The organism is Streptosporangium album (genome assembly GCF_014203795.1).
Taxonomy (GTDB): domain Bacteria; phylum Actinomycetota; class Actinomycetes; order Streptosporangiales; family Streptosporangiaceae; genus Streptosporangium; species Streptosporangium album.
Window position 1 is genome coordinate 951,236 of record NZ_JACHJU010000001.1, and the last position, 25,327, is coordinate 976,562.

Here is a 25,327-nt window from a genome sequence, read left to right on the forward strand (position 1 = left end):
ACCTCGGACGCGAACACCCCGGCCCGCACCCGGCGGATCGCGTGGGAGTCCGGGGGGTCACGTGGGAGTCCGGGCAGTCACACGGGAGTCCGGGCAGTCACACGGGAGTCCCGGGGGGGATCATCTTCCCCGTCGACGGCACCGCACCCCCCTCTTCCGGTACGGCTCCGGCGAGAACCGGATGAGGCGAAAAACTTCGTTCACGCGATATGAGCCAGTCAATCATCATGATCTAGTCAAAGTCGGGCGTTATCCGGCTCAAAAGTTGGCGCAGCGTGTTGTCAGGCGATGACTGGCGGTAACGATCCCTGTGGATCGTACTGGCGTGGCCGCGAGGGAATGTCGGCCTCCCGATCGTGAACCGTCCTTCAGGACGCACATTCGGAGAGGCGGCGTGACCGTCGCGCCCTCTCTTCACAACGATCTCGGCAGGCCACCCATGGAGACAGTGATGTCAGGAGAACTTCGATGATCAAACGCGGTAAACCCACTAAGAACGGGCAGGTCAAGATCACCTTCACGGTGCCGGCCGAGCAGCCTATGGGCGGGATCTCACTCGTCGGCGACTTCAACGACTGGGATCCCTACGCCCATCCGATGCAGCGCAAGGACAACGGCACCTACCAGGTGAGCCTGACCGTCCCGTCGCAGCAGCCCATCCGCTTCCGCTACCTGGCGGACGGCGGCGTGTGGTTCGACGACGCCGACGCCGACCACCACGACGAGCACGGCGGACGCCTGAACCCGGTGGCCCGGTAGGACCTGCGGGCGAAAGCGTCGCGGCGTCCGTCGCGCGGGGATCGGCACATGACCGCCCGCGGCTCCGGCGGACCGCGCCGCAGGACAGAGTTCCGCCGTCTCCACGATCGCCATTCGCCGGGACGGCCTCCCCCCTCCTGTCCGGGCATGACGGCTCCGGCCCAAGCCTCTTCCCGTTACCCGGACACGTCCGGGAACATCTCGTCGATCACGCCGACGGTGTCACGGGCGAGCTGCAACTCCTCACGCGGTCGCACCACCAGCACCGGCACGGCGCCCGGCGGGCTCACCGCTCCGTCGGCCTCCGGGTCGGCCCCGGGGGCGGCCCGGGCGGGCGGCTCGACGCCGAGGAGCCCGAGCCTGCGGCAGACGGCCTCGCGGACCTCCGGCTGATCCCAGCCGATCTCCCCGGTGAACACCAGCGCGTCCAGCCGGTCCAGGCTGGTCGCGGCGGCGGCGATCTCCCGGCTCACCCGGTGGGCGAACACCTCCAGCGCCAGCACGGAGGCCCGGTCGCCGGCGCCCACCAGGTCCCGCGTGTCACCGGACCTGCCGTCCGACAGCCCGAGCAGCCCGGACCGGTGCTCCAGCCCGTCGCGCAGCTCTTCGAGAGAGAGCCGGGAGTCGGAAAGGAGCCACAGCAGCATGCCGGGATCGACGCTCCCCGATCGCTTGCTCATCGGCACCCCCTCAAGGGGCGTGAAGCCCATGGAGGTGTCCACGCTGCGGCCCTCCCGGACCGCGCACACCGAGGAACCCCCGCCGAGATGGGTCAGGACGAGGTGCAGGGTGTCGGCGGGCCGCCCCAGCAGCTCCGCCGCCCGCCCCAGCGCCCAGGTGTAGGAGAGCCCGTGGAAACCGTAGCGGCGTAGGCCGTACCGGCTCCTCCACTCCGGCGGCAGCGCATAGGTCGCGGCGCTCTCGGGCAGGGTGACGTGGAAGGCGGTGTCCGGGCAGAGCACGTGAGGGATCCCCGGCAGCAGCCGCCGGCAGGCCTCGACGAGCGCGAGGGCGGGCGGCACGTGCAGTGGAGCGAGATCGGCGCACCCGCGCACCGCGGCCAGCACGTCGTCGTCGACGACCGTCGGCCGCCGCACGGCGTCGCCGCCGTGCACCAGACGGTGGCCGGCCGCCACGGGCTCGCATCCGGGCTCGGCACCGAGAAAGTCCGACACCGTCTGTTCGGCACCGGCCGGATCAGGGCTCTGCTCGCTGTGCTCGGTGCGCAGGACCCTGCCGTCCCGGACCAGGTGGAGCTGGAGACTCGATGATCCCGCGTTGACGGTGAGCACTGCCGGATCGGTGATTGCCATGGTTTCCGGGTGCCCGCAACGGCAGGCGGCAAACGATCCACCGGATCCGGAGGATCGATCCGGTTCAGGCCTTCCGGCGGGAGACCGGCTCTTCCACCGGACACGGGACGTGCGACGTGCGACGTGCGACCGGCCTCCGCCACCACCCCCGGAGCTGGCTTGTATAAGCGCGCGCCGATATAGTGGCGTTCATGCACGCGTTCGACGTTCTCGGCGATCCGGTGCGGCGCCGGATCCTGGAGCTGCTCGCCGAAGGCGAGCACTCCGCCGGCCAGATCGGCGCCGTCGTGCAGGAGGAGTTCGGGATCTCCCAGCCCGGAGTGTCACAGCACCTGCGCGTGCTACGCGACAACGGCTTCGCGACCGTCCGGGCCGAGGGCACCCGGCGTCTGTATGCCGTCGACCCCGCACCGCTGCAGGAGGTCGACACCTGGCTGGAGCGCTACCGCCGGTTCTGGGACCAGAGCCTGGACGCCCTCGGCACCGAGCTCGCGCGGGGAAAGCGTGAGCGTCGCATGAGGCCTGCCAACACGCCCGGGGCAGGAGACAGGGACGACATCTGACCGACGTCGCCAACCTCCTCCGACATCGAACAACCACCCAGAGTGACCAATCGGTCACCCGCGACAGGCGTTCCCCCGGCGTCCGTCCCGGTCCGATCGCGACGTCCGGCCCCCGCCCCCGGCCGCGAACCTCCTGACAGGAGCATTCCCGCCGACCTGTTGAAGTGCCCCGAAGCACCGGCGTACGGTGGGGGTAGCGGTTTCCGTCTCTACGCGGCTCCCCACAGGGGCGCTGTCTCCAACACCCGTGGACAGCGGGGCATCATGACTCGACTTTCCATCACGGTGAGCGACCATCCACGGTTCTCGGTGGTCTCGCTCACCGGCGATCTAGACAAACTATCGGCGCCACCGCTTGAGGAAGCGTTCACGGCACTGCTGACGCGCGGACACGTCAGGATCATCATCGACACGACGGATCTGGGTTTCTGTGACTCCTCGGGGGTCTGGGTGCTCCTGGCGACCATGCGCCGCACCTACGAGCAGAACGGCTGGCTCCGCCTTGCCGGAGTCAACGGGTTTCTCGGCCGTCTCCTGGAGTTGACCGGGCTGCGCGCGGCATTCCCCATCGACCGGGACGTGAACGAGTCGCTGCGGCAGGCCGCGGAAGGAAGAGGCGTCCCGGTCTCCCGATGACCTCCGGCGCGCCGGTGCCCGTCTCCCGGCGTGGTCGCCGTCAGGCGCGGTAGAGGACGGCGTTGATGCCGAGCGCCGCCGCGGCATGGACGTTGTCGGCGCGGTCGTCGACGAAGGTGACCTCGCCGGGATCAGCACCGAGCCGGTGGAGCACCTTCTCGAAGATGGCGGCGTCGGGCTTGGCGAGAGCCAGGCGGCAGCTGTAGAAACGGTGGTCGAACGGCTCGGCCCAGGGGGCGTCGTCGATGGCCGTCGCCAACGGCTCGGGGGCGTTGGACAGCAGTGCGAGCCGGTGGCGGCCGGTGAACTCACGGAGCATGTCCAGGCCGGCGGGGTTGAGGTGGGACCAGCTCGCGACGTCGGCGGCGTTGAGCGCGGCCACGACGGGGTCGGTGTCGGCCAGATCCCGCTCCAGGACGTTGCTCCAGTAGAGGTGGGGAGCCTGACCGCGATCGTAGGGATCCCGGTGGCGCCAGTAGAGGTCGCGGAAGGCCGCGGGATCCCGGCCGGCGAGGGCGGCCATGCCGTCCATCTCCCCGGCCGGCTGCGGCAGGGAGATCACCTCTCCGTAGTCCAGCAACATCCAGGTCGTCATGCGCTCTCCCAGGTCGGTCCGGTGCAGGTGACCGGCCGCCGCGGGCGGGGAGCCTGGCCACCCGGAGCCGTGACAGCGCCGAGCGCCGAGGCCGGTGACCGCGTCCCGCCACAGCGGAGGCCGTCGAGGTTCATTCGAACATGACTTATGTTCGTTTGCAACAGGAGAATGTGCTTTTCCACGCCGCGCCGTACCGCCGTCATCCACCTCCCGGACCGGTGACCGCCCGGCGAGACCGGGCTCCGGCGCCCCCCGATCGCTCGTCCGGGTGGCCGGAGACACGTCCTCGCAGGGTGCGTGACCAGCGGCTCCGCACCTCCTAGTCTGATCGGACAGCCATGCCGATCCCGGGGGGAACCGAGGATGTCCCGCACCCGCATCACCATGGACAACGCCGCCCTGCGCGATGTCGCCATGCGCGCCGCCACCGGGAAGAGACCGCGGTTCGACGCCCGCACCACCCAGGTGGTGCAGCGGATCATGGCCTCACACGGCGGCGGACCGGTCGACGAGGTGGACGGGGCGCTGCGGGCGGCACTGCTGCAGCTCCCCGGGATCCAGCAGTTCGACGGAACACAGATCCGCAGGTGGGCGACCCAGATCAGCCTCCGGCAGGATCCGCTGGCCGAGGCGTAGGGGGCGTCAGCCGCGCAGATGCTTGCTGACGCCGGCGAGGACGAGCTCCGTACCCATCAACTTGATCGACGGCGAGGACCACCGCGACGACGTGGCCACCTGGGGTTTTCGGTGGTGGGCGGGGCTCTGCCGTGCCGGTCCGCATACCCCGTAACCATAAACTCTCACCATGATTCGTCCCGCAACGCCGGATGACATCCCGGCGATCATCCATATGATCCGCGAGCTCGCCACGTACGAAAAGGCACTGGACAAGGTCGAGACCACCGAGGAGCAGTTGCACGAGGCGCTGTTCGGGCCCTCCCCCGCCGTGTTCTGCCACATCGCCACCGACGATGACAACGGGGTGGCCGGGTTCGCGCTCTGGTTCGTCACCTACTCCACGTGGCTGGGCAGGCACGGCATCCATCTCGAAGATCTCTTCGTCCACCCCGGCCACCGGGGAGCGGGACACGGGAAGCAGCTCCTCATCGAGCTCGCCCGCATCTGCGTGGAACGGGGGTACGGGCGGTTCGAATGGTCGGTCCTCGACTGGAACACCCCGTCCATCGAGTTCTACCGGTCGCTCGGCGCGGAGCCGCTCGACGAGTGGGACATGTACCGGCTCACCGGGTCGGCGCTGGAGAAGCTCGCCGCCACCGAGAGCCCGCGATAGGGCTCGAATGAGCTTCCCGATTTTCTCGATACGACTTTCACTAACCAAATTAGACATTCTTCATCCTTTCTAAATATGGGGGGTTGTTTGATTAGCGCGCTGTTGATTAATCTGTAACGGGCGCGGGGGCACCGCCTTCTGACCTGTTTCTGTACAGCGCGCCATACGGGGAGTTCGTCGTGGCTGACCTCGATCGCGAGGCGATGCGGGCGGTGGTGGAGCGGATCCAGCGGCTGTCGGACGAGCACTGGTGGGCGCTCGCCCCCTCCTGCCGCCTGATGGAGGGCGACGCGTGGGTGGGACCCACCGGAGCCCGGTTCGGCACCCAGCTCAACGCCGACCAGCGGGAGCTACGTGACCTGCTCGCCAGGGCGGTGCACAGCGCGCAGAGCAGGCTGGCGTCTCTGCCGGGCACGGCATGACCGCCGCGGAGTTCAGCGGGGTCAGGCAGCCCGAGTTCGACACGATGGCCGGCAAGCACACCCAGGCGGCCGGGCGGATCGAGCAGCTGGCGGAGAGTCTGTACGGCGAGCTGCACGGCGCCGGGCTGGACACCGCTCCGGCGCTGCGCCTGCGCGAGCTGGCCGGCAGGGTCGGCAAGCAGGCCGAGGACCTGCGGCGGCGGCAGGCGCTGATCCGCGAGATGGAGCAGCAGAAGGTCAGCTTCGGGACCTCCACGACCGCCGGGTCCTTCATGGAGATGCCCGACGGGCTGGATGCCGCCCAGGGCCTGCTGGACGGGACCCTGGCCGCCCGCCTCGCACGCGCCGCCGCGGGCGGGGACACCAAGGCACTCGCCCAGCTGCAGAAATACGCCGGCCGGGCGGCCGATCCGGAGTTCGCCGGGGCGTTCCTGAAGAAGCTGGGAGCAAAGGGGATCACTGAGCTGCCCGGCACGCTCGCGGCCCGGCTCCGGGATGCGTCGAAGCGCGGGGAGTCGGCGCGGGTGAACGACCTCTCCACGCAGGGCAAGGAGGCGCTGCGCCTGCTGAGCACGGCTCTCGCCGCCGGAACCGATCCGAAGAACAAGGCCTATGCCGGCGACGGGTTCCTCAAAGAGCTCACCGTGCAGGGCCGGGCGGACCATACCGTCGGCGACGTGACGTACGCGGGATACCAGGCCCAGGCGCTGGTCTGGGGCGCTCACGACGGGAAGACGCCGTTCTCTGGGAAGTTCATGCAGACCGTCGGCGGCGACGCGGTCGCCTACGAGAAGGAGCAGTACAAGGACAGGTGGGCGGCGAGCCAGGACGCGCTCGGCAAGGCCGTCGGCGGCCGGCAGGTCCCCCTGTTCGACCTGGCCGCCACGCTGGGACTGGGCTCTCTGCTGAAACCGGTCACGGGGACGGCGACGGGCTCCGGCAAGTGGGTCAAGCCGGTCAAGACGGCGGTCGTGGAGGACCTGCTCCACGCGGCCGAGTCCGGCAAGGAGGCATCGCAGGCACTGTTGAACCACACCCCGCCGGGGTGGAAGGAGCCGGTGCTCGACCACCTGCTGACCACCCGGCTGGGCGCCTTCGACTACACCGGCGGCTTCGGATCGTTCGGCAACGTGCTGCTGGCCGGCACGACCGGCCAGGACGCCACCTCCAAGAAGCTGGCCGCCGAGCTGACCAAGACCATGGCCGACCAGGCTCGGGGTGCCTTCGGCAAGGCGGGCGACGGCAACATGGAGATCACCGACCGGGCCGCCCTCGACCGGCTCGCCCCGCTGCGCTACCCCTTGGCCCGCGCGATGGCGGCCAACATCGACCAGGTCTCCAACCTCCTCCTCAACCACGCCACCTTCGGCCGGGCCGACGCCACCGACATGTCCTACGCATTGGCCCTGGCCACCCGCGACGACGCCGGGTTCGAGGCGCTGATGCGGGCACAGACCGAGCACATGAAGGCGGCGCTCGACAGCATGCCCCCGGTGGGCCTCGACAGCTCCAACCTCAAGCAGCTCGGCTTCACCAAGGCCGACCTCAAGACGTTCGACTTCGACGAGGACGGCCGGATCGGCAAGACCGACGTCGGGCAGTTCCTCGTCGACAACATCGTGGGCGAGGCGCGCCCCTTCTCGCACATCGTGGAGATCCGCCGCCAGGCGCTGATCGCCGAGGGGCTGGACGACAAGAAGGCGAGCGAGGCGTTGCAGACCATGGTCCGTGACACGATCGGGCTGATCCCGGTGCCGGGCGCCAAACAGGTGGGCGAGCTGGCCACCGGTGCCTTCGGGTCGCTGCTCACCAGCCAGTACGACAAGGCGACCGGGGCCGGCTACGACGCGGCTGCCAAGTGGGCCGCCGGGCTGATGTCGGAGAAGGGGCTGAGCCTGGACGAGACGTACGAGAGTCTGGCCGACAACCGGCTCGCCACGGAGAGGCTGGCAGAGCAGATGATCGCCACCGCCATGCTGAAGAAGGGCATGCTCGACGAGGTCGACCTGAAAGGCCAGCCCTTCACGACCGGGACTCCGCCGACGATCAAACCCTTTGCCGAGATGAGCCCGTCGGAGTACAGCCAATTCCTTACGTGGGTCCACGAAAACGGCAGAGGCAAGGACCTGCATGACCGCTTCAGGGGCACCTTCCGCGTAACCAGCGAGGTAGATGACTACCTCAACCTCCAGATCCCTTCTTCGGGGGGCAGTAAGTGAGGCTCTACAACCTCATGGTCGCGCTTGCCGTTACCACGATGTTCGCCGGGGCGTGCACTCCAGGGGATGCGGCTCTCTCCACACCTGCGCCAGGCAACACAGGCGTGATCGTTGATTCGCCTCCCTACCTCTGCAAACTTGTACCTGACCAGGCATTCCGGCTGGTTAGTGGCGCGAAGGGCTCTCTGAGCGAGAAGACGAATGGCAATGAAACGAATGGTGACTGCGGGACGCCGGGGGCCATACCCAAATCGTTAGACGTCGCTTGGATGCAGGAGGCTCCTCAATCGACGCGTGAGTACCTGGACGGAGTCATGGATGACAGACGAAAGGTCTTCACCAGGCATGGAGCGGCTACTTTGCCCGCCGATCTTGGCGAGGGTCTAGCGGTGCATCTTGCATATGCGGGAGTTGACGAGCAGCCATATCAGGTGGTTGCGAGGTTTTCCTGCGGCGGCAAGCAGCGGATCATCACCCTCTACCTGGCCCAGATCGCCAAGGGCAGGGACGGGGTCAGGGACATGATCGAGCTGATGCGGATCGCTCAGAAGCGCTACGGCCAGCTCTACGCATGCACGCCCGGCAAGTAGCGGGGTGAGCCGAGTGCGCGGTGACTCGGTCCGTTCCCCAGTGTCATAGGGAGTGCCGCTTCAGGGTCCCGTCAGTTGGAACCAGACGACGCGGCCGGTCGGGGCCTCCTGCCAACCCCAGGCCGATGCCAGTTCCTGGACCAGCCAGAGGCCGCGTCCCCCGCCGCTGTCGAGGCCGACGTCCGTGCAGACCCGGGGCTGATGTCCGGTCGATCCGGCGTCGATCACGTCGACATGGAGCGTTCCATCGCAGTTGGCGACGGCCACGGTGACCCGTCCGTCGGGGAGGCGTCCGGAGTCGGAGTGACGCACCGCGTTGGTGACCAGTTCGCTGACAAGCAGCAATGCGTCGTCGGCCTGGGCGTGTTCCACCACTTGCAGCAGGAGACCGACGTACTTCCGCGCTATGGGGACGGAGTCGACCTGGGCGGGTAAGCAGATCTGCCCCAGCAGGCAGGGTGGTTTCACCGCGCCACCTCCATGAGCCGCTCGGCCGCCTCCCGCATCCTGCTGCGGCCCGGCTGGTCGCGGCCCCGCCGGTCACGGCTCGGCCGACTGCGACGCCGGTCCCAGGTGAACACCGAGGTACGGCCCCGCTGCGTCGTGGTGACTCTTCCTGGTCCCGGCGGCACGAAGATCTCCACGCTCGGCCGTCGGCCGGGAGAGAGCCTGACCACGGAGTCGAACCCGAGATCGTTCAACTCCCAGGCCAGCTCCACCAACTCCCCACCCCACCCCTCAAGATCACGAACTCTCATCCCTCGCCCGCCCTTCATGAATCCCGACGCCCTTCGGCGCTAGCTGCGCACGCCCGATCTCTACTGAGAGTCATCGGGTGCACACGTAGAGCATGTAGGGGGATGATTGGATGCGCCACTAGAAAAGCAAATTTGCTCTATGAAAAGCGCTGACACTCTGCGTGGCGAAGCGGATACTGTGGGCTCCAATTCAAGGGAGGCTGAACATGAGGCAAACGGGGAGTCCCACAGTGCGCAGGCGTCGCCTGGCCTCAGAGCTTCGCCACTTGCGCGAACGCGCTCAGTTGACGCTGGAGGAGGTCGGTCGGCAACTCGGGTGGTCCACCTCGAAGATCTCGCGGATCGAAACCTCCCGTGTGGGAGTCGTTCCCAAGGACATCGGGCGCCTTCTTGATCTTTACAAGGTTGACGATTCCAGGCGGGAAGAACTGCTCAAACTCACGCGTGACGCTCGGAAGAGGGGCTGGTGGCACGCCTATGACGATCTTTCCGATGAGTATGCCGCCTATATCGGACTTGAGGCCGAAGCGACCTCAATGCGCAGCTTTGCCTCCGTTGTCCTTCCCGGTCTCCTCCAAACGGAGGACTACGCTCGCGCTGTCATCCGCGCCGGACTGGTTCTCTCACCTCCGGGTGAAGTCGAACATCGCATCGAGATCCGCATGGCCCGGCAAGCGCTACTTTCGCAGACCGAGCCCCTGCGGCTCTGGGCCATACTGGACGAAGCCGTCATCCGGCGCGTTATCGATGGGCCTGCTGTGATGCGTTCCCAGTTCCAGCGACTACTTGATATCTCTGACCTGCCGAACGTCACGGTTCAAGTGCTGCCCTTCGCCGCCGGGGCACATTCGGGCACAAGCGGCGCATTTCAAATCATGGAGTTTCCTGAGCCCGCTGATCCGGATGTGGTGTTCCTGGAGAATCTGACAGACAGCCTCTATGTAGAGCGCGACGCGGATGTATACCGTTATACAGTGGCATTTGACCACCTGCGCGCCAAAGCGCTGGATCCGGACGACTCCCGGCGTCTCATCATGGAGACGACTGCTCAACGCGGTTAACCGTTGCGAAGGGGATGCGGAATGTCAGAGAGAGATCTGTCTCACGTCATGTGGCGAAAGAGTTCTCGCAGCGGCGCTGGCCAAGACTGCGTCGAAGTAGGGGTCTGGCATAAGAGTTCCCTCAGCGGTAACGGCCAGAACTGCGTCGAAATCGCCCTCGCCGACACCCCTCACCCCGGAGCCGACCCCGCCCCGGACGCCGACCGCCTCTTCCTGGTCCGCGACTCCAAGGACCCCGACGGCCCGGTCCTATCCTTCACCCCCGCCGAGTGGGACGCCTTCCTCACCACCATCAAGAACGGCACCCTCACAGCGGATCGGGTGCTCTGACGCCGCCGGACGAGCCAGTGGTTCAGCGACGTCCACGTTCAAGCATGAACACCGGTTGCTACGCCTTCGGAGACCACTCGTTGGCGAAGGCCTCCATCTGCTTGATCACGAGGTCCACGGCCGCGCGTTCCTCCTCGGGCGGGTAGTCGAACTTCGCCAGCAGGCGCCGGACGCGGCTGCGCAGCTTGGCGCGCACCGGCTCGCGGGAGAGCCAGTCGACGCTCAGGTTCTTGCGGATGTCGGTGACCAGCGCGCGGGCGATCTCCGCGAGGGTGTCGTCCCCCATGAGAGCCTTTGCGAGGCCGTGATTGGCCACGGCGTCGTAGAAGGCGAGTTCGGCGTGGTTGAGCGGAGGGTCGAATCGCTCACCGCGCCGAGCGTCCGCGGAGACCTCCTTGGCCATGGCGACCAGCTCGGCGATCATTTCGGCGCTGGTGAGCTGCTGCCGCATGTAGCGGATCATCAGGTCTTCGAGGCGCTCGGTGAAGCTCTCCTGGCGGACGATGTTGTGCCGGGTCACCTCGCGCATCTTCTGCTCGATCAACCGGCGCAGCGCCTCGGCGACCAGGTGAGGTGTCTCGGACTCCTGGATCTTGCGCAGGTGCTGGTCGCTAAGCTGGGTGATGTCAAGCTGGTCGAGTTGCTGGACTCGGTGCGCTGGGAGCGCGAGGCCCGCTACTGGGACGGCGTCGCCGCCAGTGCGAACGCCCAGGGGACCCTCAACTTCGGTGGCGGGGCCAAGGACTCCGGCGGGCGGGTCGCCGACGCCCTGTTGCACCCCGACACCGAGCACGGCCGCAAGATCCGCGGCTGGTAATGAAAGTCACGCGAGCCCGGGCTGCGCCGCCATACCCGCGTAGCCCGAATCCGCGCCAGCGACACTCGGCGCAAGCTCCAGCTCAGGAGGAGACCTCACCTGATCGCAACAACGGCGGGATCAGCAGCGACGCGACCCCCCGGTGGTAGAGGGCTGCGGGCCTACCAGTCTCGGAAAAGCGACGTTCGCCCGTGGGTTCGAGAAACCCTTCCGTCCGTGTCACCTTCCTGCGGAAATTGCTGGGATCGAGGTTGAATCCCCATACGGCCTCGTAGATACGGCGTAGGTCGCCGACGGTGAAGGGTTCGGGGCAGAACGCCGCGGCCACCGTCGTGTGCTCAAGCTGCGACCTCGCCCGCTCCAGCCCGTCGCGCAGTATCGCGGTGTGGTCGAAAGCCAGCGACGTGTCGTCAGAGAGGGCGGACGAGACCGGTTCCCAGCGTGCTGCTGTGGCATCGGTGCCGGCGACGGGCAGCGGCAGATCGGGGCCGAGTGCCAGATAGGCCACCGTGATCACTCTGCCTCGCGGATCACGATCCGGGTCGCTGTAGGCATGCAACTGCTCCAGATGCAGCGTGCGGCCGTCAAGCCCGGTCTCCTCACTCAACTCCCGCAGCGCGGCCTCATCCAGGGTCTCCCCGTCACGGACGAACCCGCCCGGCAGCGCCGACTGCCCCAGGTACGGCGTGTTGCCGCGCTCGATCAGCAGGACCTGCAGCTGATCCTGCCGGACAGTGAAGATCACTAGATCGACCGTCACAGTGACCGGCGCCCGGGTCCGGCTGGATCTTTCCATCACAAGCACACTGTAGCTAAAGGTCACCTTGACTCAAACCGTCGAGGCAACTTATGGTCAAGTGGACCTAAACGAAGAGCGGAGGATGGCGACTTGGCCCGATCCAGAGCAGTACGCGGAGGAAAAGAACACTGCGAGACCATGAGGGAGGATGCGGCCACGCGGCACCTCTGCGCAGGCGTGTATCTCGATCCCGCCTTCCGCCGAGTCGTCCTTCGCCAGGTGCACAACGACACGACACGCATGGTCGCCCCGTCCTACGGCTTCGACCTCATCCCGGTCGTGAGGCACGCCTGGAAGTCATGGGGCTTGGAGATGGGGCAGCACGTGTGCGTCCTGGCGGTGTTCGTGACCGGCTTCATGGTCAATCCGCCGGCCATCCTCGCCGTCGCCAGCGGGCTCGGCTTATGGCACCTGTCTCGGCTGATGGTCAGGAGCGCCGTGGCGGTGCTCCCGCTCCGGAGCAAAGAGGCGATGGACAGGTTGCTGTGGCGGACGAGGTGGCGCAGCGAGTCAGACGAACTGCGGCAGCAGACGCGCCTCCTCCAGCTCAGTGGTGTGGGGTGCGGCGTCCTCATCGTGACGCCACCTCTGATCGCCGGAATCTCCCAGACGTCTCTGGACGAGATGGCGATAGCGGCGGTGCTCTTCACGCTGCTCATCGTCCTCGCAGTGGCAGGAAGGGGCGCCATCCACCAGTTGTGCCTCAACCGCATGCACGATACGGGCCCCCTGCGCCCCCGGAAGCTCACCCGGCGGGAGCAGACGATCAACGATCAGCAGTCCCATCCCTATGTCGTTTATCGCAGGCCCTCTCCTCAGGAAACCGAAGAAAGCAAAGAGGATCTCGACTTCGATCTGCTGGACAGCAAGACAAGTCCGTTCGTAGGAAGCGGCAAGCTTATTCATCGGTGGACTCCTCCGCTCACAATTCAACTTCTAAGCAGCGAAGGTGGGCCGAATATTTCAATGGAGGAGCGTGAGCGGATGGCTCCGCCGTTCAAAGCGCACGAGCTTGTTGCGCACCTGAAAGAGGCGATGGGCGCGATGGGAGACGCCAGCGACCCGACCAGGTTGCGAGGCTTCGATAGAAACGATCGGCTCTATATAGCAGAGGCCGATGTTCCACCTGGCCCTGAATGGCTAAGAGAGCGACCCGATCGAGACGACATAGGCAGAATCGTCGATGACCCCCATGGCATCGCCCATCATTTTTTGGAGATCCGCACAAGCGTCACCGGCGAGGTGATGACAACGGTTTTCCTGCGGGTGAGCATCAAGGGTCGAGCTCTCAGCCTTGACTTTGCCGCCTGCGCGTTGACCCGCACGCCAGCCGAATACCACCTCCTCAACGCTTTCAAAGAAAACGACAGAAGCGCGGTGCTGCGTTCCGCGTTTCGTGGGCTGCGCAACCTGCCAGCTGGGGTGGCGGAGGCACGGAGTCTGGTCGAAGCCCCCTCATTCCTGATCGGCGCCGCATTGGCGCGGAGGAACCGCTTACTCGTTCCTCGCCGCGGAGCGACCATCGGCGCCCAGTTGAGCATTAGAGAGGAGAAGTCCGTTCCTTGGAACCAGGCGCAACTGGACAAGGCAACGATATATGACTATATGAAGCTCATCGAGCAGCGACTGTTGAAGGCCGCCGAAGAATTCCTGGAGTCAAAAAAAGTCGACACATCGGCATTCAATAAAAAGGCGACCAGTATCGTCAACATGGGCGTACTCAGCATGGGGGGAAAGATCGAAATGAAGCAGTCGGCGGTTGGCGCAAATGCTCAAGTCCGCCCCGACACCCGCGAGTCCGATGACAGCTACGGGGATTCCCCCATGGAGTAAGGAGAAATCATGAACGGCAACAGCGGCATCGTCAACTACGGCGGGTCCATGGAGGTCAGCCAGTCCGCGGTCGGGCACGGGGCGACGGTCAACGTACCGGCCGACCGCGAGAAGAAAGCAGCGAACGCCAGGCGCGCCGACGTCGGGGTGATAACCATCCTCACCGAGGAGGCCAGAGCGATCCACAACGTGCTCGGTCTGGAGCGCGCCCAAAGTAGCGAACTCCCTTTCTTCGAAGGAATCGTGAACGTCCGCGGCGTGGCCACCCGGGTCGCCGCGATCCGCGCCCTGGCTCAGGGGCAGAGGTCGACCATGATGGCCTTCGACAATCTTCGGCGGCACTACAACCCTGCGGTCGTCGTCCTCACCGGGATCGGCGGGGGCATCCACAAGGACATCGCAGTCGGCGACGTCGTCCTGGCCACCCGGGTCGTCTACTACGACCTCCGCAGGGAAACCCCTGATGGACGGCAGCACAGAGGCGAGGAGCGGGAAACGCCGGCTGCGATCGGCCACGCCGTCCACGCCTTCTTCACCGACTACGGCGAGCCTGCCAAGTTTCACACCACCGACACCGACGGCACCGTACGCGACTACCGAGTGCTCACCGGGCCGATCGGCTCGGGTGAAGCAGTGATCGCGGACGCAGAGTCGGAGATCATCCGATACCTGAAAGCCTTCAACGACAAGATCCTCGCCGTGGACATGGAAGCTGGCGGCCTAACCCAGGCCTTTCACGAGCGGGACGGGTCCCAGACCGTGATCGGCTGGGCCGTCGTACGGGGGATCTCCGACGATGCCAGCTCGAAGAAGAACGACGACTACCACGAGATCGCCGCGCGGCACGCGGCGACGGTCCTGCGCAACCTCCTGCCCTATCTGATGATCGGCAGGACCTGACGCCCTGACTTTCCCGCGGCCTTCAATGAAGGAGACGAGAGATGGACGCGTTCGCGCTCGGTGTGGTGAGCTCCCTCCTCGCCACCGCCCTCACCGTCGTGGGAGGCTGGGCTTTCTCCATGCGTTCCCGCCAGTGGCCTGTCGCGCTTCTCTCCCGCCTGACAGGTCTGGGAGTCCGTCGCGTCCTCTCCCGGCAGTCCCTGGCCTCCCGGGAGTTGGCGACCGAGCTGGCCCGCGCACGCTGGGTGCGTGTTCTCGCCGGTCGCGGCAACGAGCTGACCCGCGACGGGTTCGCCGCCGTCTGGGAGGCCACGGGCAGGCGTCTGGAGTCCGTACAAGTCCTCCTGCCCGACGCCGACCTCGGTCCCGGGTCCTGGCTCTCCAGACGGGAGGAGGAGATGCGCCGGGTGGATCTGGGCTTCTCCTCCGGACTTCTCACCGAGCAGGTTCACATCAACGCTGCCTATGTGAGTGAGGTCGCCCGGCACCGCGAGCACGTCTCGCTGCGGTTCTACGATCTACCGAACGTGCACCGCGTCATTGCCACCGACAACGTCGCCTACCTGACCATCTACCAGCAGGCGGAGCACGGCCGTAACTCGCCGTGCATCGTCGCGCACCGTCCCGGGCTGATGTACGACTACGCGCTCCTTCTATTCACCACCGCCTGGGACCACAGCCGCCCGGCGGAGTCGAGTCAGAGTTGATGTCGCCGCATCACGTCATACGGCCGACTCGTGCCCGTTCGATACGGGGGCAGCCGGTTCTTCGAGATCGGTGTCGAGGCCATGCCGTACAGGTAGGACGTGAGCGTGTGGAAAAGGCGCTTGGGAAGGCGTTCGACTCCGCTCATCACGTTCTGGCCGTTTGGGAGGCAGAGGCGCGGCTCCTGCTGTTTCCCGACGCTCTGGCGGCGCTGGTGGCGGGGTGGAAGCTTCCGCAGAAGTACTGGGGAAAGGACACCGGCAGGCTCACCGATCCCAAGCGGATCCTGGTGGAAGAGATCAGCAAGTCGGGCAGGAAGTATCGGGAGTCCGACGCGCCCGATGTCCTGGAGAAGGCCATCGCCCTCGGGAAGCTCGGCAATCCTCTGGGCTCGAATCGTTCCTGGAAGCAGCTACGGGATAACGTCGAACGTTGCTGCTCGAAACACATCTCAGTCTGAAGGTCTTGTGCTGATGGGGCAGGCAGATCCCTCGTCCGCCTGGGGCATCGGAAGACCGTGTACGGGCCTCTGCTCTGATTGAGATCGTTCCAACTTGAAGTTGCTGGTCAGGGGCCTGGTGTGATCCGTTGAGGGCATGCTCTGGCTGGTGGTGGGTACTGATCATGGTGGGTGATCATCGGTCAGCGGGTGTGTTCGGTGATGGCCAGGACCATCAGCGCGCGGAGCAGCTTGGTGACGTGGATGGCGTCCAGGCGGAGCTTGGTGAGGATGCGCCAGGCCTTCAACGTGGCGAAGCCGTGCTCGACGGGGGCGCGTTCGGCGCTGATGAGCCGGTTGACCTGCTTTTGCGCGGGGGTGAGGGGCCTGCCGCGGGTGGCTTTGCGGCCGGTGATGATGACCGGATTGTCGTCATCGTCGTCCAGGCCGACGAAGCCGAGGTCGGCGATAGCGCCCAGCCCGGCCTCGCGCAGGCGGGCGGTGAGGCGGTTGTGCCGGGCGGTGGTGATCTCCGATGCGCGACCAGGCCGGACGGCGGAGACCCACAGCAGGTTGCCGCGGGTGTCGGTGAGCGCCACCACGAGCAGCCCGTGGGCCTTGTGCTTGCCCGAGTAGTTCCTGCGGTTGTCGGCTCCGGTGCGGCGGCGGGTGCGGATCAGGGTGCCATCCAGCAGGACGACCTCACCACCGGCTTTGGCGATCTTCTTCAGGGCGCGGTCCAGGCGGGGTGCGCGGGCGGCGAGCAGTTCGACGGTCTCCAGCATCCAGCGTCGCACGGTGGAGGCCGAGACGTTGTTGGCGCCGGCCATGTCGGCCAGGCGCTGGTCATGGCGTAAGACGGCCAGCACGATGGTGGCGATCTTCCCGGCGGGCAGTTTCCGCCAGCGCGAGCCGATGGTCTTGAGATGAGCGCGCAGCAGGTCGGCCAGGAAGGTGAGGGTTTGGGTGGACAGCGGCAGCATGCAGGAGTAGACAGGCGAGGGCGTGTCTTCGGCGGACGTCGAAGCCTTCGACGTTGTCGATGTCGTGGTTTTGGTTGTGGTCACACGCCGCCAGGCCCCCGCCGGGGACACGCTCGGGATGTTTCACCCGGGCAGGGCCTGGCCAGGGGCTGCGGGAAGCGGCAGTGGGCGCAGTGGGCCGCCCGAGGTCAGGGGGCGAACGCGCCGCTGGGGGTCTTGCGCAGCCAGCCCCGCTCGGCCAGCCGGTTCAGCTTGGCCCGCACGCCTTCGACCTGCCCCGATTCGGTGGAAAGGCTGAGCTGGGCGCAGATCGCCTTGCAGATGAGGGGGCCGTCGGCGGCGCGTACCGCGGCCAGTAGCGCCTGGTAGTCGGCGGGCAGCTCATCAGTGCCGGCAGCGTGGTGACGGTGCGGGATCAGCAAACCGCCGGGCACGGGCACGGACGCGGGTACGGGTACGGGTATGGGGCGCAGCTCTATCCCCTGGGAGGCCTGCTCTGCTGCCTGGGCTGGGGTGAGCATCACCTGGTAGAACGGCGTCGGCTCACCGCCGGGCTCGCCGGGTGCGTTGAGCTGCTCGGCGGGATCGTCGGCGAGGAGTTCCTTGACCACCTGCTCGGCCACACGCAGCCGGTCCATCTCGTCTTCGGTCTCGGCCAGTTGCTCGCGCAACCGATCGGCGTGCGTGCCCAGCGCGACCAGGCGCATGGTGATGCGCTCCAGCAGCGGCGACGACATGGCTTCCCCCGGCCGACAAGACAACGATTACCTGGCGAGATCACCAGGACACGGACGATAACGACCCCAGGCCGGGCAGCGCAGACGAAAGCCGGAAGATCCACATTTGCCCCCGGCGGACGATCGAGACCCATGATCCCAGCCGTCTACCAGGAGAGAGCACACTCAACACCGCCAGGCCACCCCCTCCGACCTGCGAGGACAGGATGGAACTAGCTCATTGTGTGAGCGAGCAGCAGGCCTGCAGGGTGAAAGAGGCGATCGCCCGGCGACTGGCGGAGTGTGGCGGGTTGCAGCTGCATCCGGACAAAACCCGCATTGTGTACTGCAAGCAGACTGGACGCTACGGCAGGCACGACACCGTGACGTTCGACTTCCTGGGGTACACCTTCAAACCGCGGATGGCCATCCAGAAGGGCGGAGCGCTGTTCACGACCTTCTCTCCGGCCATCAGCGGTAGCAGCGCCAAAGCGATCCGGCAGGAACTACGCCGGATGCGATTTCACCTGCGCAGCGACCTGAGCTTCAAGGACATCGCCAAGTTGATCAATGTCAAGGTCGGGCCGTGGGCCGTCTACTTCGGGCGCTTTCGCCCGTCGGAGGCGGCTCATGTGCTGTCTCACGTCGATCAGTATCTCGTTCGGTGGGCCCGACGGAAGTACAAGCACCTGCGGCGCTCTCCACGTCGGGCGTGGGAGACCCTGAAGAAGATCATGAGATCTTATCCGGGGCTCTTCGCGCACTGGAAGCGGAATGCGCTCAGGAGATCAGCAGCGGCGCGAGCTGGATGACAGGAGCCGGATAAGTCGAGAGGCTTACGTCCGGATCTGTGGGAGCCGGAGGGTGAGATTCCCTCCGGCCACCCGACCGTTTTTTCGATCCTCCAGGAAGGCAGAAAAAACGCGACCCGCTTCTTCCTTTGTCCATCCGGTACAAAACTTTTATTCGGAATCCGAGAAGAAATCTGGGATCTCAGAGAAGCAGGATCTGACGAGCTCCAGGTCCGCCACAGGCAGATTTCGAGATGGCCGGAATTATCGCCAGCCATCGATAAGCCTCTGAATTTCCGTTTTTGTGCGACCGAATCGCGCGATGCATTCGCTACCGGGGAGTCCATTGACAATGTAGGCACCCTCGATAAGTGTATCCAACATCAGATGGTGCTCCCGCAATGATTTAAGCGCCATTTCGTACTCTCCGGCAGGCCGGTTAAGATTCATCGACTTAGCGTCACTCCGGTTTTGTTGGTGAAGTGCGTCGGCAGGACGCGAAAAGCCGATCCGGCCACCGCTCGATGAGGATCATGTTCGCCGATGGTCTAGCTGGCGCCTATGCCATCAGAGCCGGGCTCGCCAATGCCACTACCAGTGACAATGCCTCAGAGATCACTAAATGTGGCTGGCATACTAGGACCACTCGGCACAATCGCCCGTATTTAACGCTCAGAGGGCGGTTATAGAGATCCTATAACCGCCCTCACAGATTGACGGACAACGCTAACGGCAACAAGGCTAGTCACATAGGCATAGGGACCGCCGCCTTGCGACCCTTTTCATATGTCCGCCGTCGTCTAGAGATTTGCCCACCTATTCGGCCGATCGTCTTCTAATCAATTCCTCGAAGGGGCCCAAACTTCGAAGGCGAACGCGCATCACCGTTGTCCTCATGCCACTGGCAATGGGTAGCAGTCACAAAGTCGGGACCGCCGTTGATCAGGAATATTTTTCCAAACTCCGGCTCTCGGATGCCGAATTCTGACAACTTGGGATCGGTTGATGAAGCGAACTCTTCGAGAGTTAGGCGATTGTATTCAGAGCTGACCTGCATTCGCTCGACGTTACTAAAAAGCAGATCGATTCGTTTGGTAGAATCGTTTATATCGATGCTTCTTAACAGGAGCTGTGAATAGCTCACGGTGTAGTGCCAGAGCCGGAACTCCCGCACCCAAGCAGCGATCTTTGTCATCTCACTCTCCCAAAAATTCAGGGAGTGGGACATCCACTACCTTCCCATTGCGGTAGAAGGTTATACTGCTCCAGTCCCGGTAGCCCCTCCGTACCGAGTCTCCGACGATTCTCATCTCACGCTCCGTTGTGAACCAGTTGTCACCGCCACCTCGATTGTACGCCGACTTAAAGGCGAGGGCCGCATCGTCCGCGTGATCGAAGCCATCGAGGTTAATATGAATTCTATTCCCCGGCTTGTAAAAGGCTACATCTCGCACGGATCCAAGCGCCTCGTCTCTAGTTTTGTCGAGGAAGTGAGTGAGTTCGCGTGAATCCGCAAAATTGCGGAGATCGCCTTCTTTTCTGATGCCGAGAGCCACTTCACCACAGCCGCCCGAGTTATGGACGAGGATCGGCGCAGCGCCTGCCTGCACGTAGTACGTGTGGATGTCGGCGATGGTGAGGTTATGGACTCGCTGGTAGGCACTCCATTTTTTGATCGATGCGACCTGGACGTGGGTGCCAGCGGCGGTCCGTAGCCACATGCCGGGCTTGAGATCCTTGGCGTTGACCCATTTGTGCAGTGCGGGTACCCAGAAGGGGTGGATCTCGGTGGCGATGACCAGGCCTGACTTGCCACCCTTCTTGCCGTCGGTGTCGACGGTGATCTGGACGAGGTTCTTGTCGTCCTCGCCGGTGATTAGGGCGATGACGGGCTTGGCTTCGGTTTTGCCGGTTTCCGGGTCGGTGGCCAGCACCTTGTCGCCGACCTTGACGTCCTCGATCGGTTTGCGGGTGCCGTCGGCCATGAGGACTTCAGTGCCGGGCACGAAGCTTTGGGGGCAGGCCTTTGAGATCCCCTTGACCGTGCGCGCGACCCGGCTGGCCTCGGCAATCATTGATGCGATCTTGCCGATGCCAGCGGTGATGGTTTCTGCGAAGGCCCATGCACACGCTTCGGCGTCACTCCTGGCGCATTCGACATAGTCGTCTACAAAGAATGACCAGGCTGTGTTCCACGCCGCACTTCCGAGAGCCCGCACATTAGCCGGATCGCCCGGCGCCTTGTAATCGGGAGTTACCGCATAGGGGGCGAAGAGTTCTCTGACGGGCTTGCGCTGGGATATTACCTTTTCCGTCAGAACATCGTCAGGCAGATTGACGTTTTTGCTGAGACTTGATGTAGACGGGTTACAGGCTGCGCCGCCGGGATTTCCGCAGGGGATTCCCGCTGCGTCGGGCATGTGGCCGTCGAGTTCGATGCCGGTGATGGGGTTGCCGCCGGTGAAGGCGTAGCGGTTGGACGTCCAGGGGTCGGTGCCGAGGGACAGATCGGCGAGGGCGCCGTTGTAGGAGTCGAGGGTGAGGAAGCGGTTGAGGCCGGGGTTGTAGTCGCGGAACCCCATGTCATACATGCCGGTGGAGTTGTCCCAGCGCTTGGCGTTGAAGCGGTAGGGGTTGTACTCCTCCTTGGCGGTGGGGTCGACGGGGTCGGGTTTGTCGACGCCGGTGAAGAGTTTGTCGTCGTTGGATCCGTAGGCGGTGTAGCCGTAGGTGGCGCGGGTGTCACCGGTTTCGGAGGTGAGGGTTTCGACGTCGGTGTGGGCGTTGTAGCCGTAGTAGGAGGATTCCTCGCCGCCGTCGGTCTTGATCTTCACCTGCGACAGTCGCTCGCCCCAGGGGCTGTATTGGAAGGAGCGGGTGAGTTTCCCGGCGACTTCCTCGTCCAGGACTTCGGCCGACAGACCGAGGTAGGAGTAGGCGGTGGTCTTCGCGCTCGCGGTGCCGGTCTTCTCGGTCTTGGTGGTGGTGCGGTCCAGCGGGTCGTAGGTGTAGGTGGTGACGGTACTTCCCGCGTCGCCGAGTTTTTCGTGTTTGACGACGTGGTCGAAGCCGTCGTAGGTGTACTTCTCCTGGGTCTTGCCGCCGCCGGTGATGGTACGCAGCCGGCCGTAGGGGTCGTAGTTGAAGGTGGAGGTGGCCCCGGCGGCGGTTGAGGTCATCAGCCGGTTGCGGTCGAAGGTGAAGGTGGTCTGCTTGCCCTGGACTGTCTGGTCGTAGACGTTGCTGTTGGCGTCGTGGCTGTAGGTGTCGGTCTCCGCGGCGCCACCGCCGATGGGGGTCTTGACCGATTTGGCGATCCGGTCGCGGGGGTCGTAGGTGTAGGTGTAGTCGTTTTCCAGGTAGGCGCCGGGGTTGTCGGCGTTCTGGATTTTCGCCAGGTCGCGAGCCCGGTGCAGGTTGCCCTGGTAGCCGATGGTGTGCTCGGAGACCACCGTGGCGTTGGGCTTCTTTTCGATGCTGTGGCGCAGCAGGCTGTCGAGGAAGTAGTCGTAGGTGACGGTGTTGCCGTTGGCCTTGGTCTCGGTGAGGCGTTCGGCCTTGGGCGTGTAGGTGTAGGAGGTGGTCTTCGGGCCGGTGTCGGTGGCCGACTTCTTGTTGACGATCTGGTCGACCAGGTCGCGGACGTCGTAGCGGTAGGTGGCCAGCGTCTTGTCGTGGGTGCGCTCGGTGACGGCGCTGTTTTCGTTGTAGGTGTAGCCGGTGGTGTTCTTCACCACGCTGTTGAGCTTTTCGAGGATCCGATCGACCTGGTTGAGGCCGGTGTAGGCGATGTCCCAGGTGTCGATCTTCGCGGTGGGCGAGCGGTCCTCAAGGAGGGTCAGGTTGGCGTTGGGGTCGTAGGTGTAGGCGAAGTCCTTCTTTTCGGTGTCGGTGGTGCCGGTGGTGTCGCGCACCAGCTTGACCGCGTCGGCGGCGACGGTGCCGTTGGCCTCATCCGTCAGCGTGACGGAGTGGGTGTTGCCCTCGGTGAAGGCGAACTCGCCCAGGCTGACCCACTCACCCGCGCGAGTGGTCTGGTCGATGGTGGCGGTCGCCTGGCCGCCGTCGTGCTTGATCGTGTACTTGGCGTTCGACGCGGTCGCGCCAGTGGGGTACTTGACTTCAACCTTGTACTTTCCGGCGGACGGGGTGGTGAGGTTCCAGGTGAAGGACGACGAACCGGTGCCAGCCGGGGCGATGGCGTAGTCATAACCGGTGAACCCGGTCCCCGGCTCGACCGTGGCCGCCAAACCGGTGCCGCTGTTGGTGCCGATGGTGGTCCAGGAGCCGGTCGCGGTGACCTGACCGGTGTCGGAGTTGTCGTCCAGCACCACGTCCAGGCCGAGCGGGGCGCCGTCGTCGGAGTGGGTCTTGAGCTTGCCGTCGGGGAAGTAGGACCAGTCCAGTGCCCGCTGGGAGGAGCCGCCCGCGCTGGTGACAGTGCGGTTGGTCTGCGCTCCGAGGGTGTTGTAGTCGTAGGTGGTCTTGATGTCCCACGGGTCGGTGGTGGTCTTGGACCAGCCGTTGTCCCAGTAGGTCATCGTGGTGATGTTGCGGATGCTCTGCCCGTGCGAGGGCGGCGCGGAGACCTCCTTCAGCCGGGACACCTGGTCGTAGGCGTACTTCACCGAGTCGGGGGTGTTGTACTTCGGATCGTCGGAGTCGAACGGGAAGATCTCCTCGGCCGGGCGGTTGAGCTTGTCGTATTTGGTTTCGGCGATGAAGTCGGCCGCATCGTCGGTGGTCTCCACCCCGCGCGGGGTGATGACCTTGGTGCGGTTGCCGACCTGGTCGTAGACGAACTGCGTGGTGGTGTACTTGATCGTCCCGTCGGTGGCCGAGTGCGGGACCTTGGTCTCGGTCACCGCGCCGCGCTTGTCCGACGTGATGAGGGTGGTGTTGCCCTCGGCGTCGGTGGTGGTCTTGACCAGGCCGTCCAGGTCGACTTCGCTACTGGTCTCGTGCCCGGCCGCGTCTTTGACCTTGGTGAGGCGGTGGTTGCGGTCGTAGGTGGAGATGGTGGTGTAGTCGCCGGCATCCGCGGTGGCGTTCTTCCGCGGGTCGACGACCTTGGTGATGTTGCCGACGTTGTCGTAGGTGTAGGTGATCTTGTGCTGGGCGGCGTTGAGCACGTCGGTCAGCTGGTAGATCGGGTCATACACATACGTGGTGGTGAAGTCGCCCGCCTCGGTGGTGAGGTTGCCCTTCGGCTCGGTCTGCGTCTTGAGGTTGCCGGCCAGGTCGTAGGTGAAGGACGCCTTACGCTCCGGCCCGTTCTCGGTGTCCTTCGGTAGCAACGACTCCAGCAGTTGGTCGGCGTCGTCGTAGATCGCGGTCGAGACCGCCCCGTTGGGCGCGGTCGCCTTGGTGATGTTGTCGTTGCGGTCGTAGACCGGGGCCGGAGTGGTGATGAACTTCCCGGTGTCCTGGTCCTTGGGAGTCTTGCTCTCCAGTGGCCGGGTGAAGATGTCGTAGGTCTGGGTGGTCTTCTTGCCCAGCGCGTCGGTCACCGAGGTTACGCTGCCGCGCACGTCATACGACGTCACCGTGGCGTTGTTGTACGCGTCGGTGATCTTCTCCGGGTAGCCGGTGGGGTGGTAGTCGCCGTAGCTGGTGGGGTTGTCGTTGGCGTCGGTGCTCTTGGTCAGCTGGCCGAGCGGGTCGTAGTCGTAGGAGGTGGTGTAGTCCCCGGCCGCCTCCGAGGCGACGCCGAGCGGGTCGGTGACCGTCTTGAGGTTGCCCTTGGCGTCATAGCCGAAGTTCCACTTACGGCCCTCGGGGGACGTCTTGGCGGTCAGGTCGGCGACGTAGCCGTTCAGGAAGCTCTGATAGCCCAGCACCGTGGGGGCGGTGTTGTTGTGGGTGGCCTCGGCGTCTTTGAGTTCCAGCGGGTAGCCGGTCTTCTGATCGAACTTCCAGGTGGCGAACGCGCCGTTGGCCTCGGTCAGCGTCTTGACGTTGTGATCGGGGTCCCACTCCAGCGCGGTGGTCTCGTTCTTGGCGTTGGTGATCGACTCCGGCCGGCCGTAGGCGTCCAGCACGTATGTGGTGGCGTGCTGCAACGGGTCGGTGACCGTGGCGTGGATGATGCCGCCCTGCGGGCCGTCGGGATCGACGTAGTCGAACTTCGTCACCCCGCCCAACCGGTCGGTGAGCGTTTCGATCTTCCACTTGTCCTTGGGGTCGACCGGCGCCTCGTAATACTTCAGCTTCGTGGTGTTGCCCTGCGGATTCGTGCTGGTGCCCCGCGGGTCCTTCACCGCCACGAGCTTGACGTTCTTGTTGCCCTGAGTGGCGTCGTAGGTGAAGCGGAACGTCTTGGCCTCGGGATCGCCGGCGCCGTCGACCATCTTGGCCATCAGGCCCTTGTCGCTGTAGGTGAAGGTGACCTTTCGTTCGGCGATGTCGGTGATCGACTCCACGGTGTCGATGATGTGCGGGTTGGTCAGCTTGGTGTCGTTGACCTCGGTCCCGGCGTCGTTGATGTAGGTGTAGTCCTGGCCCTTTTTGTAGTAGTTCAGGGTCAGGGTGCGCCGCCCGGCGGCGTCGGTGATGTAGGTCAGGAACTTGGTCGGCTTGTTGTTGGACTTACGGCGTTCGTAGGTGAACGACATGGTGTTGCCGTTCTTGTCGACGATCGCCGACTGGAACCCCTCGTCGTCGTAGAAGAACTGAGCTAGTTCCATCCTGTCCTCGCAGGTCGGAGGGGGTGGCCTGGCGGTGTTGAGTGTGCTCTCTCCTGGTAGACGGCTGGGATCATGGGTCTCGATCGTCCGCCGGGGGCAAATGTGGATCTTCCGGCTTTCG

The 25,327-nt window shown here is 65.0% G+C and carries 26 protein-coding genes; 16 read left to right on the forward strand and 10 right to left on the reverse strand.

The features are described from left to right. The first annotated feature begins 468 nt into the window (after positions 1-468). The gene (locus FHR32_RS04430; protein ID WP_184753122.1) at positions 469-759 is read left to right on the forward strand and encodes an isoamylase early set domain-containing protein; all 291 of its coding nucleotides are present in this window, start codon (positions 469-471) and stop codon (positions 757-759) included. A gap of 176 nt (positions 760-935) precedes the next feature. Here the strand turns inward: FHR32_RS04430 and FHR32_RS04435 are convergent, their stop codons facing one another. Then, positions 936-2,072 (reverse strand): acetate/propionate family kinase, encoded by a 1,137-nt coding sequence (locus tag FHR32_RS04435; RefSeq protein ID WP_184753123.1) that lies wholly within the window; start codon positions 2,070-2,072, stop codon positions 936-938. Positions 2,073-2,263: 191 nt separating this feature from the next. Between FHR32_RS04435 and FHR32_RS04440 the strand changes: the two genes are divergently transcribed. After that, the gene (locus FHR32_RS04440) at positions 2,264-2,635 is read left to right on the forward strand and encodes an ArsR/SmtB family transcription factor (protein WP_184753124.1); all 372 of its coding nucleotides are present in this window, start codon (positions 2,264-2,266) and stop codon (positions 2,633-2,635) included. A 264-nt stretch (positions 2,636-2,899) separates the two neighbouring features. Beyond that, a complete protein-coding gene (locus FHR32_RS04445; RefSeq protein WP_184753125.1) occupies positions 2,900-3,271 on the forward strand; it encodes an STAS domain-containing protein in 372 nt (123 codons plus the stop codon). A 40-nt stretch (positions 3,272-3,311) separates the two neighbouring features. Here FHR32_RS04445 and FHR32_RS04450 read toward each other — a convergent pair whose 3' ends face one another. Further along, positions 3,312-3,866 carry an HAD-IA family hydrolase gene (locus FHR32_RS04450; RefSeq protein ID WP_184753126.1) on the reverse strand — a complete coding sequence of 185 codons (555 nt, stop codon included), beginning with the start codon at positions 3,864-3,866 and terminating at the stop codon, positions 3,312-3,314. 363 nt (positions 3,867-4,229) lie between these two features. Here FHR32_RS04450 and FHR32_RS04455 point away from each other — a divergent pair, with 363 nt between their 5' ends. From FHR32_RS04455 to FHR32_RS04475, 5 genes are all read left to right on the forward strand, one after another. Continuing rightward, a complete protein-coding gene (locus FHR32_RS04455; protein WP_184753127.1) occupies positions 4,230-4,502 on the forward strand; it encodes a hypothetical protein in 273 nt (90 codons plus the stop codon). 169 nt (positions 4,503-4,671) lie between these two features. Then, the gene (locus FHR32_RS04460) at positions 4,672-5,157 is read left to right on the forward strand and encodes a GNAT family N-acetyltransferase (RefSeq protein ID WP_184753128.1); all 486 of its coding nucleotides are present in this window, start codon (positions 4,672-4,674) and stop codon (positions 5,155-5,157) included. Positions 5,158-5,336: 179 nt separating this feature from the next. Further along, positions 5,337-5,579 carry a hypothetical protein gene (locus FHR32_RS04465; protein WP_184753129.1) on the forward strand — a complete coding sequence of 81 codons (243 nt, stop codon included), beginning with the start codon at positions 5,337-5,339 and terminating at the stop codon, positions 5,577-5,579. After that, positions 5,576-7,798 (forward strand): hypothetical protein, encoded by a 2,223-nt coding sequence (locus FHR32_RS04470; protein ID WP_184753130.1) that lies wholly within the window; start codon positions 5,576-5,578, stop codon positions 7,796-7,798. Before FHR32_RS04465 ends, FHR32_RS04470 begins: the two co-directional genes overlap by 4 nt. Before the next feature lie 431 nt (positions 7,799-8,229). After that, positions 8,230-8,388, forward strand: a complete 159-nt coding sequence (locus FHR32_RS04475) for a hypothetical protein (RefSeq protein ID WP_184753131.1) — start codon at positions 8,230-8,232, stop codon at positions 8,386-8,388. A gap of 60 nt (positions 8,389-8,448) precedes the next feature. Here the strand turns inward: FHR32_RS04475 and FHR32_RS04480 are convergent, their stop codons facing one another. Both FHR32_RS04480 and FHR32_RS04485 read right to left on the reverse strand, forming a co-directional pair. Further along, complete coding sequence (locus FHR32_RS04480; RefSeq protein WP_184753132.1) at positions 8,449-8,856, reverse strand: ATP-binding protein; 408 nt, start codon at positions 8,854-8,856, stop codon at positions 8,449-8,451. Further along, positions 8,853-9,146 carry a hypothetical protein gene (locus FHR32_RS04485; protein WP_184753133.1) on the reverse strand — a complete coding sequence of 98 codons (294 nt, stop codon included), beginning with the start codon at positions 9,144-9,146 and terminating at the stop codon, positions 8,853-8,855. The genes FHR32_RS04480 and FHR32_RS04485 overlap by 4 nt, the downstream gene beginning before the upstream one ends. A 206-nt stretch (positions 9,147-9,352) precedes the next feature. On the opposite strand from FHR32_RS04485, the gene FHR32_RS04490 reads away from it, so the two are divergent. Together FHR32_RS04490 and FHR32_RS04495 are read left to right on the forward strand one after the other, a co-directional pair. Further along, entirely contained in the window at positions 9,353-10,207 is an 855-nt protein-coding gene (locus tag FHR32_RS04490; protein WP_184753134.1) for a helix-turn-helix domain-containing protein, read from the forward strand. 21 nt (positions 10,208-10,228) lie between these two features. Further along, positions 10,229-10,537, forward strand: a complete 309-nt coding sequence (locus FHR32_RS04495; RefSeq protein WP_184753135.1) for a DUF397 domain-containing protein — start codon at positions 10,229-10,231, stop codon at positions 10,535-10,537. 58 nt (positions 10,538-10,595) lie between these two features. Here the strand turns inward: FHR32_RS04495 and FHR32_RS04500 are convergent, their stop codons facing one another. After that, positions 10,596-11,162 carry a DUF3387 domain-containing protein gene (locus FHR32_RS04500; protein WP_312882637.1) on the reverse strand — a complete coding sequence of 189 codons (567 nt, stop codon included), beginning with the start codon at positions 11,160-11,162 and terminating at the stop codon, positions 10,596-10,598. Between FHR32_RS04500 and FHR32_RS04505 the strand changes: the two genes are divergently transcribed. After that, the gene (locus FHR32_RS04505; protein WP_184756673.1) at positions 11,139-11,354 is read left to right on the forward strand and encodes a hypothetical protein; all 216 of its coding nucleotides are present in this window, start codon (positions 11,139-11,141) and stop codon (positions 11,352-11,354) included. The two genes, FHR32_RS04500 and FHR32_RS04505, sit on opposite strands and share 24 nt — an antisense overlap. A gap of 82 nt (positions 11,355-11,436) precedes the next feature. On the opposite strand, the gene FHR32_RS04510 is transcribed toward FHR32_RS04505, so the two are convergent. Beyond that, positions 11,437-12,150 (reverse strand): NUDIX hydrolase, encoded by a 714-nt coding sequence (locus FHR32_RS04510; protein ID WP_184753136.1) that lies wholly within the window; start codon positions 12,148-12,150, stop codon positions 11,437-11,439. A 180-nt stretch (positions 12,151-12,330) separates the two neighbouring features. On the opposite strand from FHR32_RS04510, the gene FHR32_RS04515 reads away from it, so the two are divergent. From FHR32_RS04515 to FHR32_RS04530, 4 genes are all read left to right on the forward strand, one after another. Further along, the gene (locus tag FHR32_RS04515; RefSeq protein ID WP_184753137.1) at positions 12,331-13,986 is read left to right on the forward strand and encodes an AbeC-like domain-containing protein; all 1,656 of its coding nucleotides are present in this window, start codon (positions 12,331-12,333) and stop codon (positions 13,984-13,986) included. A 9-nt stretch (positions 13,987-13,995) separates the two neighbouring features. Beyond that, a complete protein-coding gene (locus FHR32_RS04520; RefSeq protein WP_184753138.1) occupies positions 13,996-14,886 on the forward strand; it encodes a 5'-methylthioadenosine/S-adenosylhomocysteine nucleosidase family protein in 891 nt (296 codons plus the stop codon). A gap of 41 nt (positions 14,887-14,927) precedes the next feature. Next, positions 14,928-15,593, forward strand: a complete 666-nt coding sequence (locus tag FHR32_RS04525; RefSeq protein ID WP_184753139.1) for a hypothetical protein — start codon at positions 14,928-14,930, stop codon at positions 15,591-15,593. A gap of 107 nt (positions 15,594-15,700) precedes the next feature. Next, on the forward strand, positions 15,701-16,051 hold the full coding sequence (locus FHR32_RS04530) for a hypothetical protein (protein ID WP_184753140.1): 351 nt from the start codon (positions 15,701-15,703) through the stop codon (positions 16,049-16,051). Positions 16,052-16,233: 182 nt separating this feature from the next. On the opposite strand, the gene FHR32_RS04535 is transcribed toward FHR32_RS04530, so the two are convergent. Both FHR32_RS04535 and FHR32_RS04540 read right to left on the reverse strand, forming a co-directional pair. Beyond that, a complete protein-coding gene (locus FHR32_RS04535; protein ID WP_184753075.1) occupies positions 16,234-17,013 on the reverse strand; it encodes a transposase family protein in 780 nt (259 codons plus the stop codon). Between the two features lie 188 nt (positions 17,014-17,201). Next, complete coding sequence (locus FHR32_RS04540) at positions 17,202-17,750, reverse strand: hypothetical protein (protein ID WP_184753076.1); 549 nt, start codon at positions 17,748-17,750, stop codon at positions 17,202-17,204. 224 nt (positions 17,751-17,974) lie between these two features. On the opposite strand from FHR32_RS04540, the gene FHR32_RS44030 reads away from it, so the two are divergent. After that, positions 17,975-18,541: a group II intron maturase-specific domain-containing protein gene (locus FHR32_RS44030; RefSeq protein WP_184753141.1), complete on the forward strand. Its 567-nt coding sequence runs from the start codon at positions 17,975-17,977 to the stop codon at positions 18,539-18,541. Between the two features lie 814 nt (positions 18,542-19,355). Here FHR32_RS44030 and FHR32_RS04550 read toward each other — a convergent pair. Both FHR32_RS04550 and FHR32_RS04555 read right to left on the reverse strand, forming a co-directional pair. Then, entirely contained in the window at positions 19,356-19,715 is a 360-nt protein-coding gene (locus FHR32_RS04550) for a hypothetical protein (RefSeq protein WP_184753142.1), read from the reverse strand. A 1-nt stretch (position 19,716) separates the two neighbouring features. After that, positions 19,717-25,206: a golvesin C-terminal-like domain-containing protein gene (locus tag FHR32_RS04555; protein WP_184753143.1), complete on the reverse strand. Its 5,490-nt coding sequence runs from the start codon at positions 25,204-25,206 to the stop codon at positions 19,717-19,719. Positions 25,207-25,327 lie beyond the last annotated feature (121 nt).

Coding starts and splice junctions, on each gene's coding strand:
- FHR32_RS04430 (WP_184753122.1), top strand. CDS start 469: ATGATCAAACGCGGTAAACCCACTAAGAACGGGCAGGTCAAGATCACC.
- FHR32_RS04435 (WP_184753123.1), bottom strand. CDS start 2,072: ATGGCAATCACCGATCCGGCAGTGCTCACCGTCAACGCGGGATCATCG.
- FHR32_RS04440 (WP_184753124.1), top strand. CDS start 2,264: ATGCACGCGTTCGACGTTCTCGGCGATCCGGTGCGGCGCCGGATCCTG.
- FHR32_RS04445 (WP_184753125.1), top strand. CDS start 2,900: ATGACTCGACTTTCCATCACGGTGAGCGACCATCCACGGTTCTCGGTG.
- FHR32_RS04450 (WP_184753126.1), bottom strand. CDS start 3,866: ATGACGACCTGGATGTTGCTGGACTACGGAGAGGTGATCTCCCTGCCG.
- FHR32_RS04455 (WP_184753127.1), top strand. CDS start 4,230: ATGTCCCGCACCCGCATCACCATGGACAACGCCGCCCTGCGCGATGTC.
- FHR32_RS04460 (WP_184753128.1), top strand. CDS start 4,672: ATGATTCGTCCCGCAACGCCGGATGACATCCCGGCGATCATCCATATG.
- FHR32_RS04470 (WP_184753130.1), top strand. CDS start 5,576: ATGACCGCCGCGGAGTTCAGCGGGGTCAGGCAGCCCGAGTTCGACACG.
- FHR32_RS04485 (WP_184753133.1), bottom strand. CDS start 9,146: ATGAGAGTTCGTGATCTTGAGGGGTGGGGTGGGGAGTTGGTGGAGCTG.
- FHR32_RS04490 (WP_184753134.1), top strand. CDS start 9,353: ATGAGGCAAACGGGGAGTCCCACAGTGCGCAGGCGTCGCCTGGCCTCA.
- FHR32_RS04495 (WP_184753135.1), top strand. CDS start 10,229: ATGTCAGAGAGAGATCTGTCTCACGTCATGTGGCGAAAGAGTTCTCGC.
- FHR32_RS04510 (WP_184753136.1), bottom strand. CDS start 12,150: ATGGAAAGATCCAGCCGGACCCGGGCGCCGGTCACTGTGACGGTCGAT.
- FHR32_RS04520 (WP_184753138.1), top strand. CDS start 13,996: ATGAACGGCAACAGCGGCATCGTCAACTACGGCGGGTCCATGGAGGTC.
- FHR32_RS04525 (WP_184753139.1), top strand. CDS start 14,928: ATGGACGCGTTCGCGCTCGGTGTGGTGAGCTCCCTCCTCGCCACCGCC.
- FHR32_RS04535 (WP_184753075.1), bottom strand. CDS start 17,013: ATGCTGCCGCTGTCCACCCAAACCCTCACCTTCCTGGCCGACCTGCTG.
- FHR32_RS04540 (WP_184753076.1), bottom strand. CDS start 17,750: ATGTCGTCGCCGCTGCTGGAGCGCATCACCATGCGCCTGGTCGCGCTG.
- FHR32_RS04550 (WP_184753142.1), bottom strand. CDS start 19,715: ATGACAAAGATCGCTGCTTGGGTGCGGGAGTTCCGGCTCTGGCACTAC.
- FHR32_RS04555 (WP_184753143.1), bottom strand. CDS start 25,206: ATGGAACTAGCTCAGTTCTTCTACGACGACGAGGGGTTCCAGTCGGCG.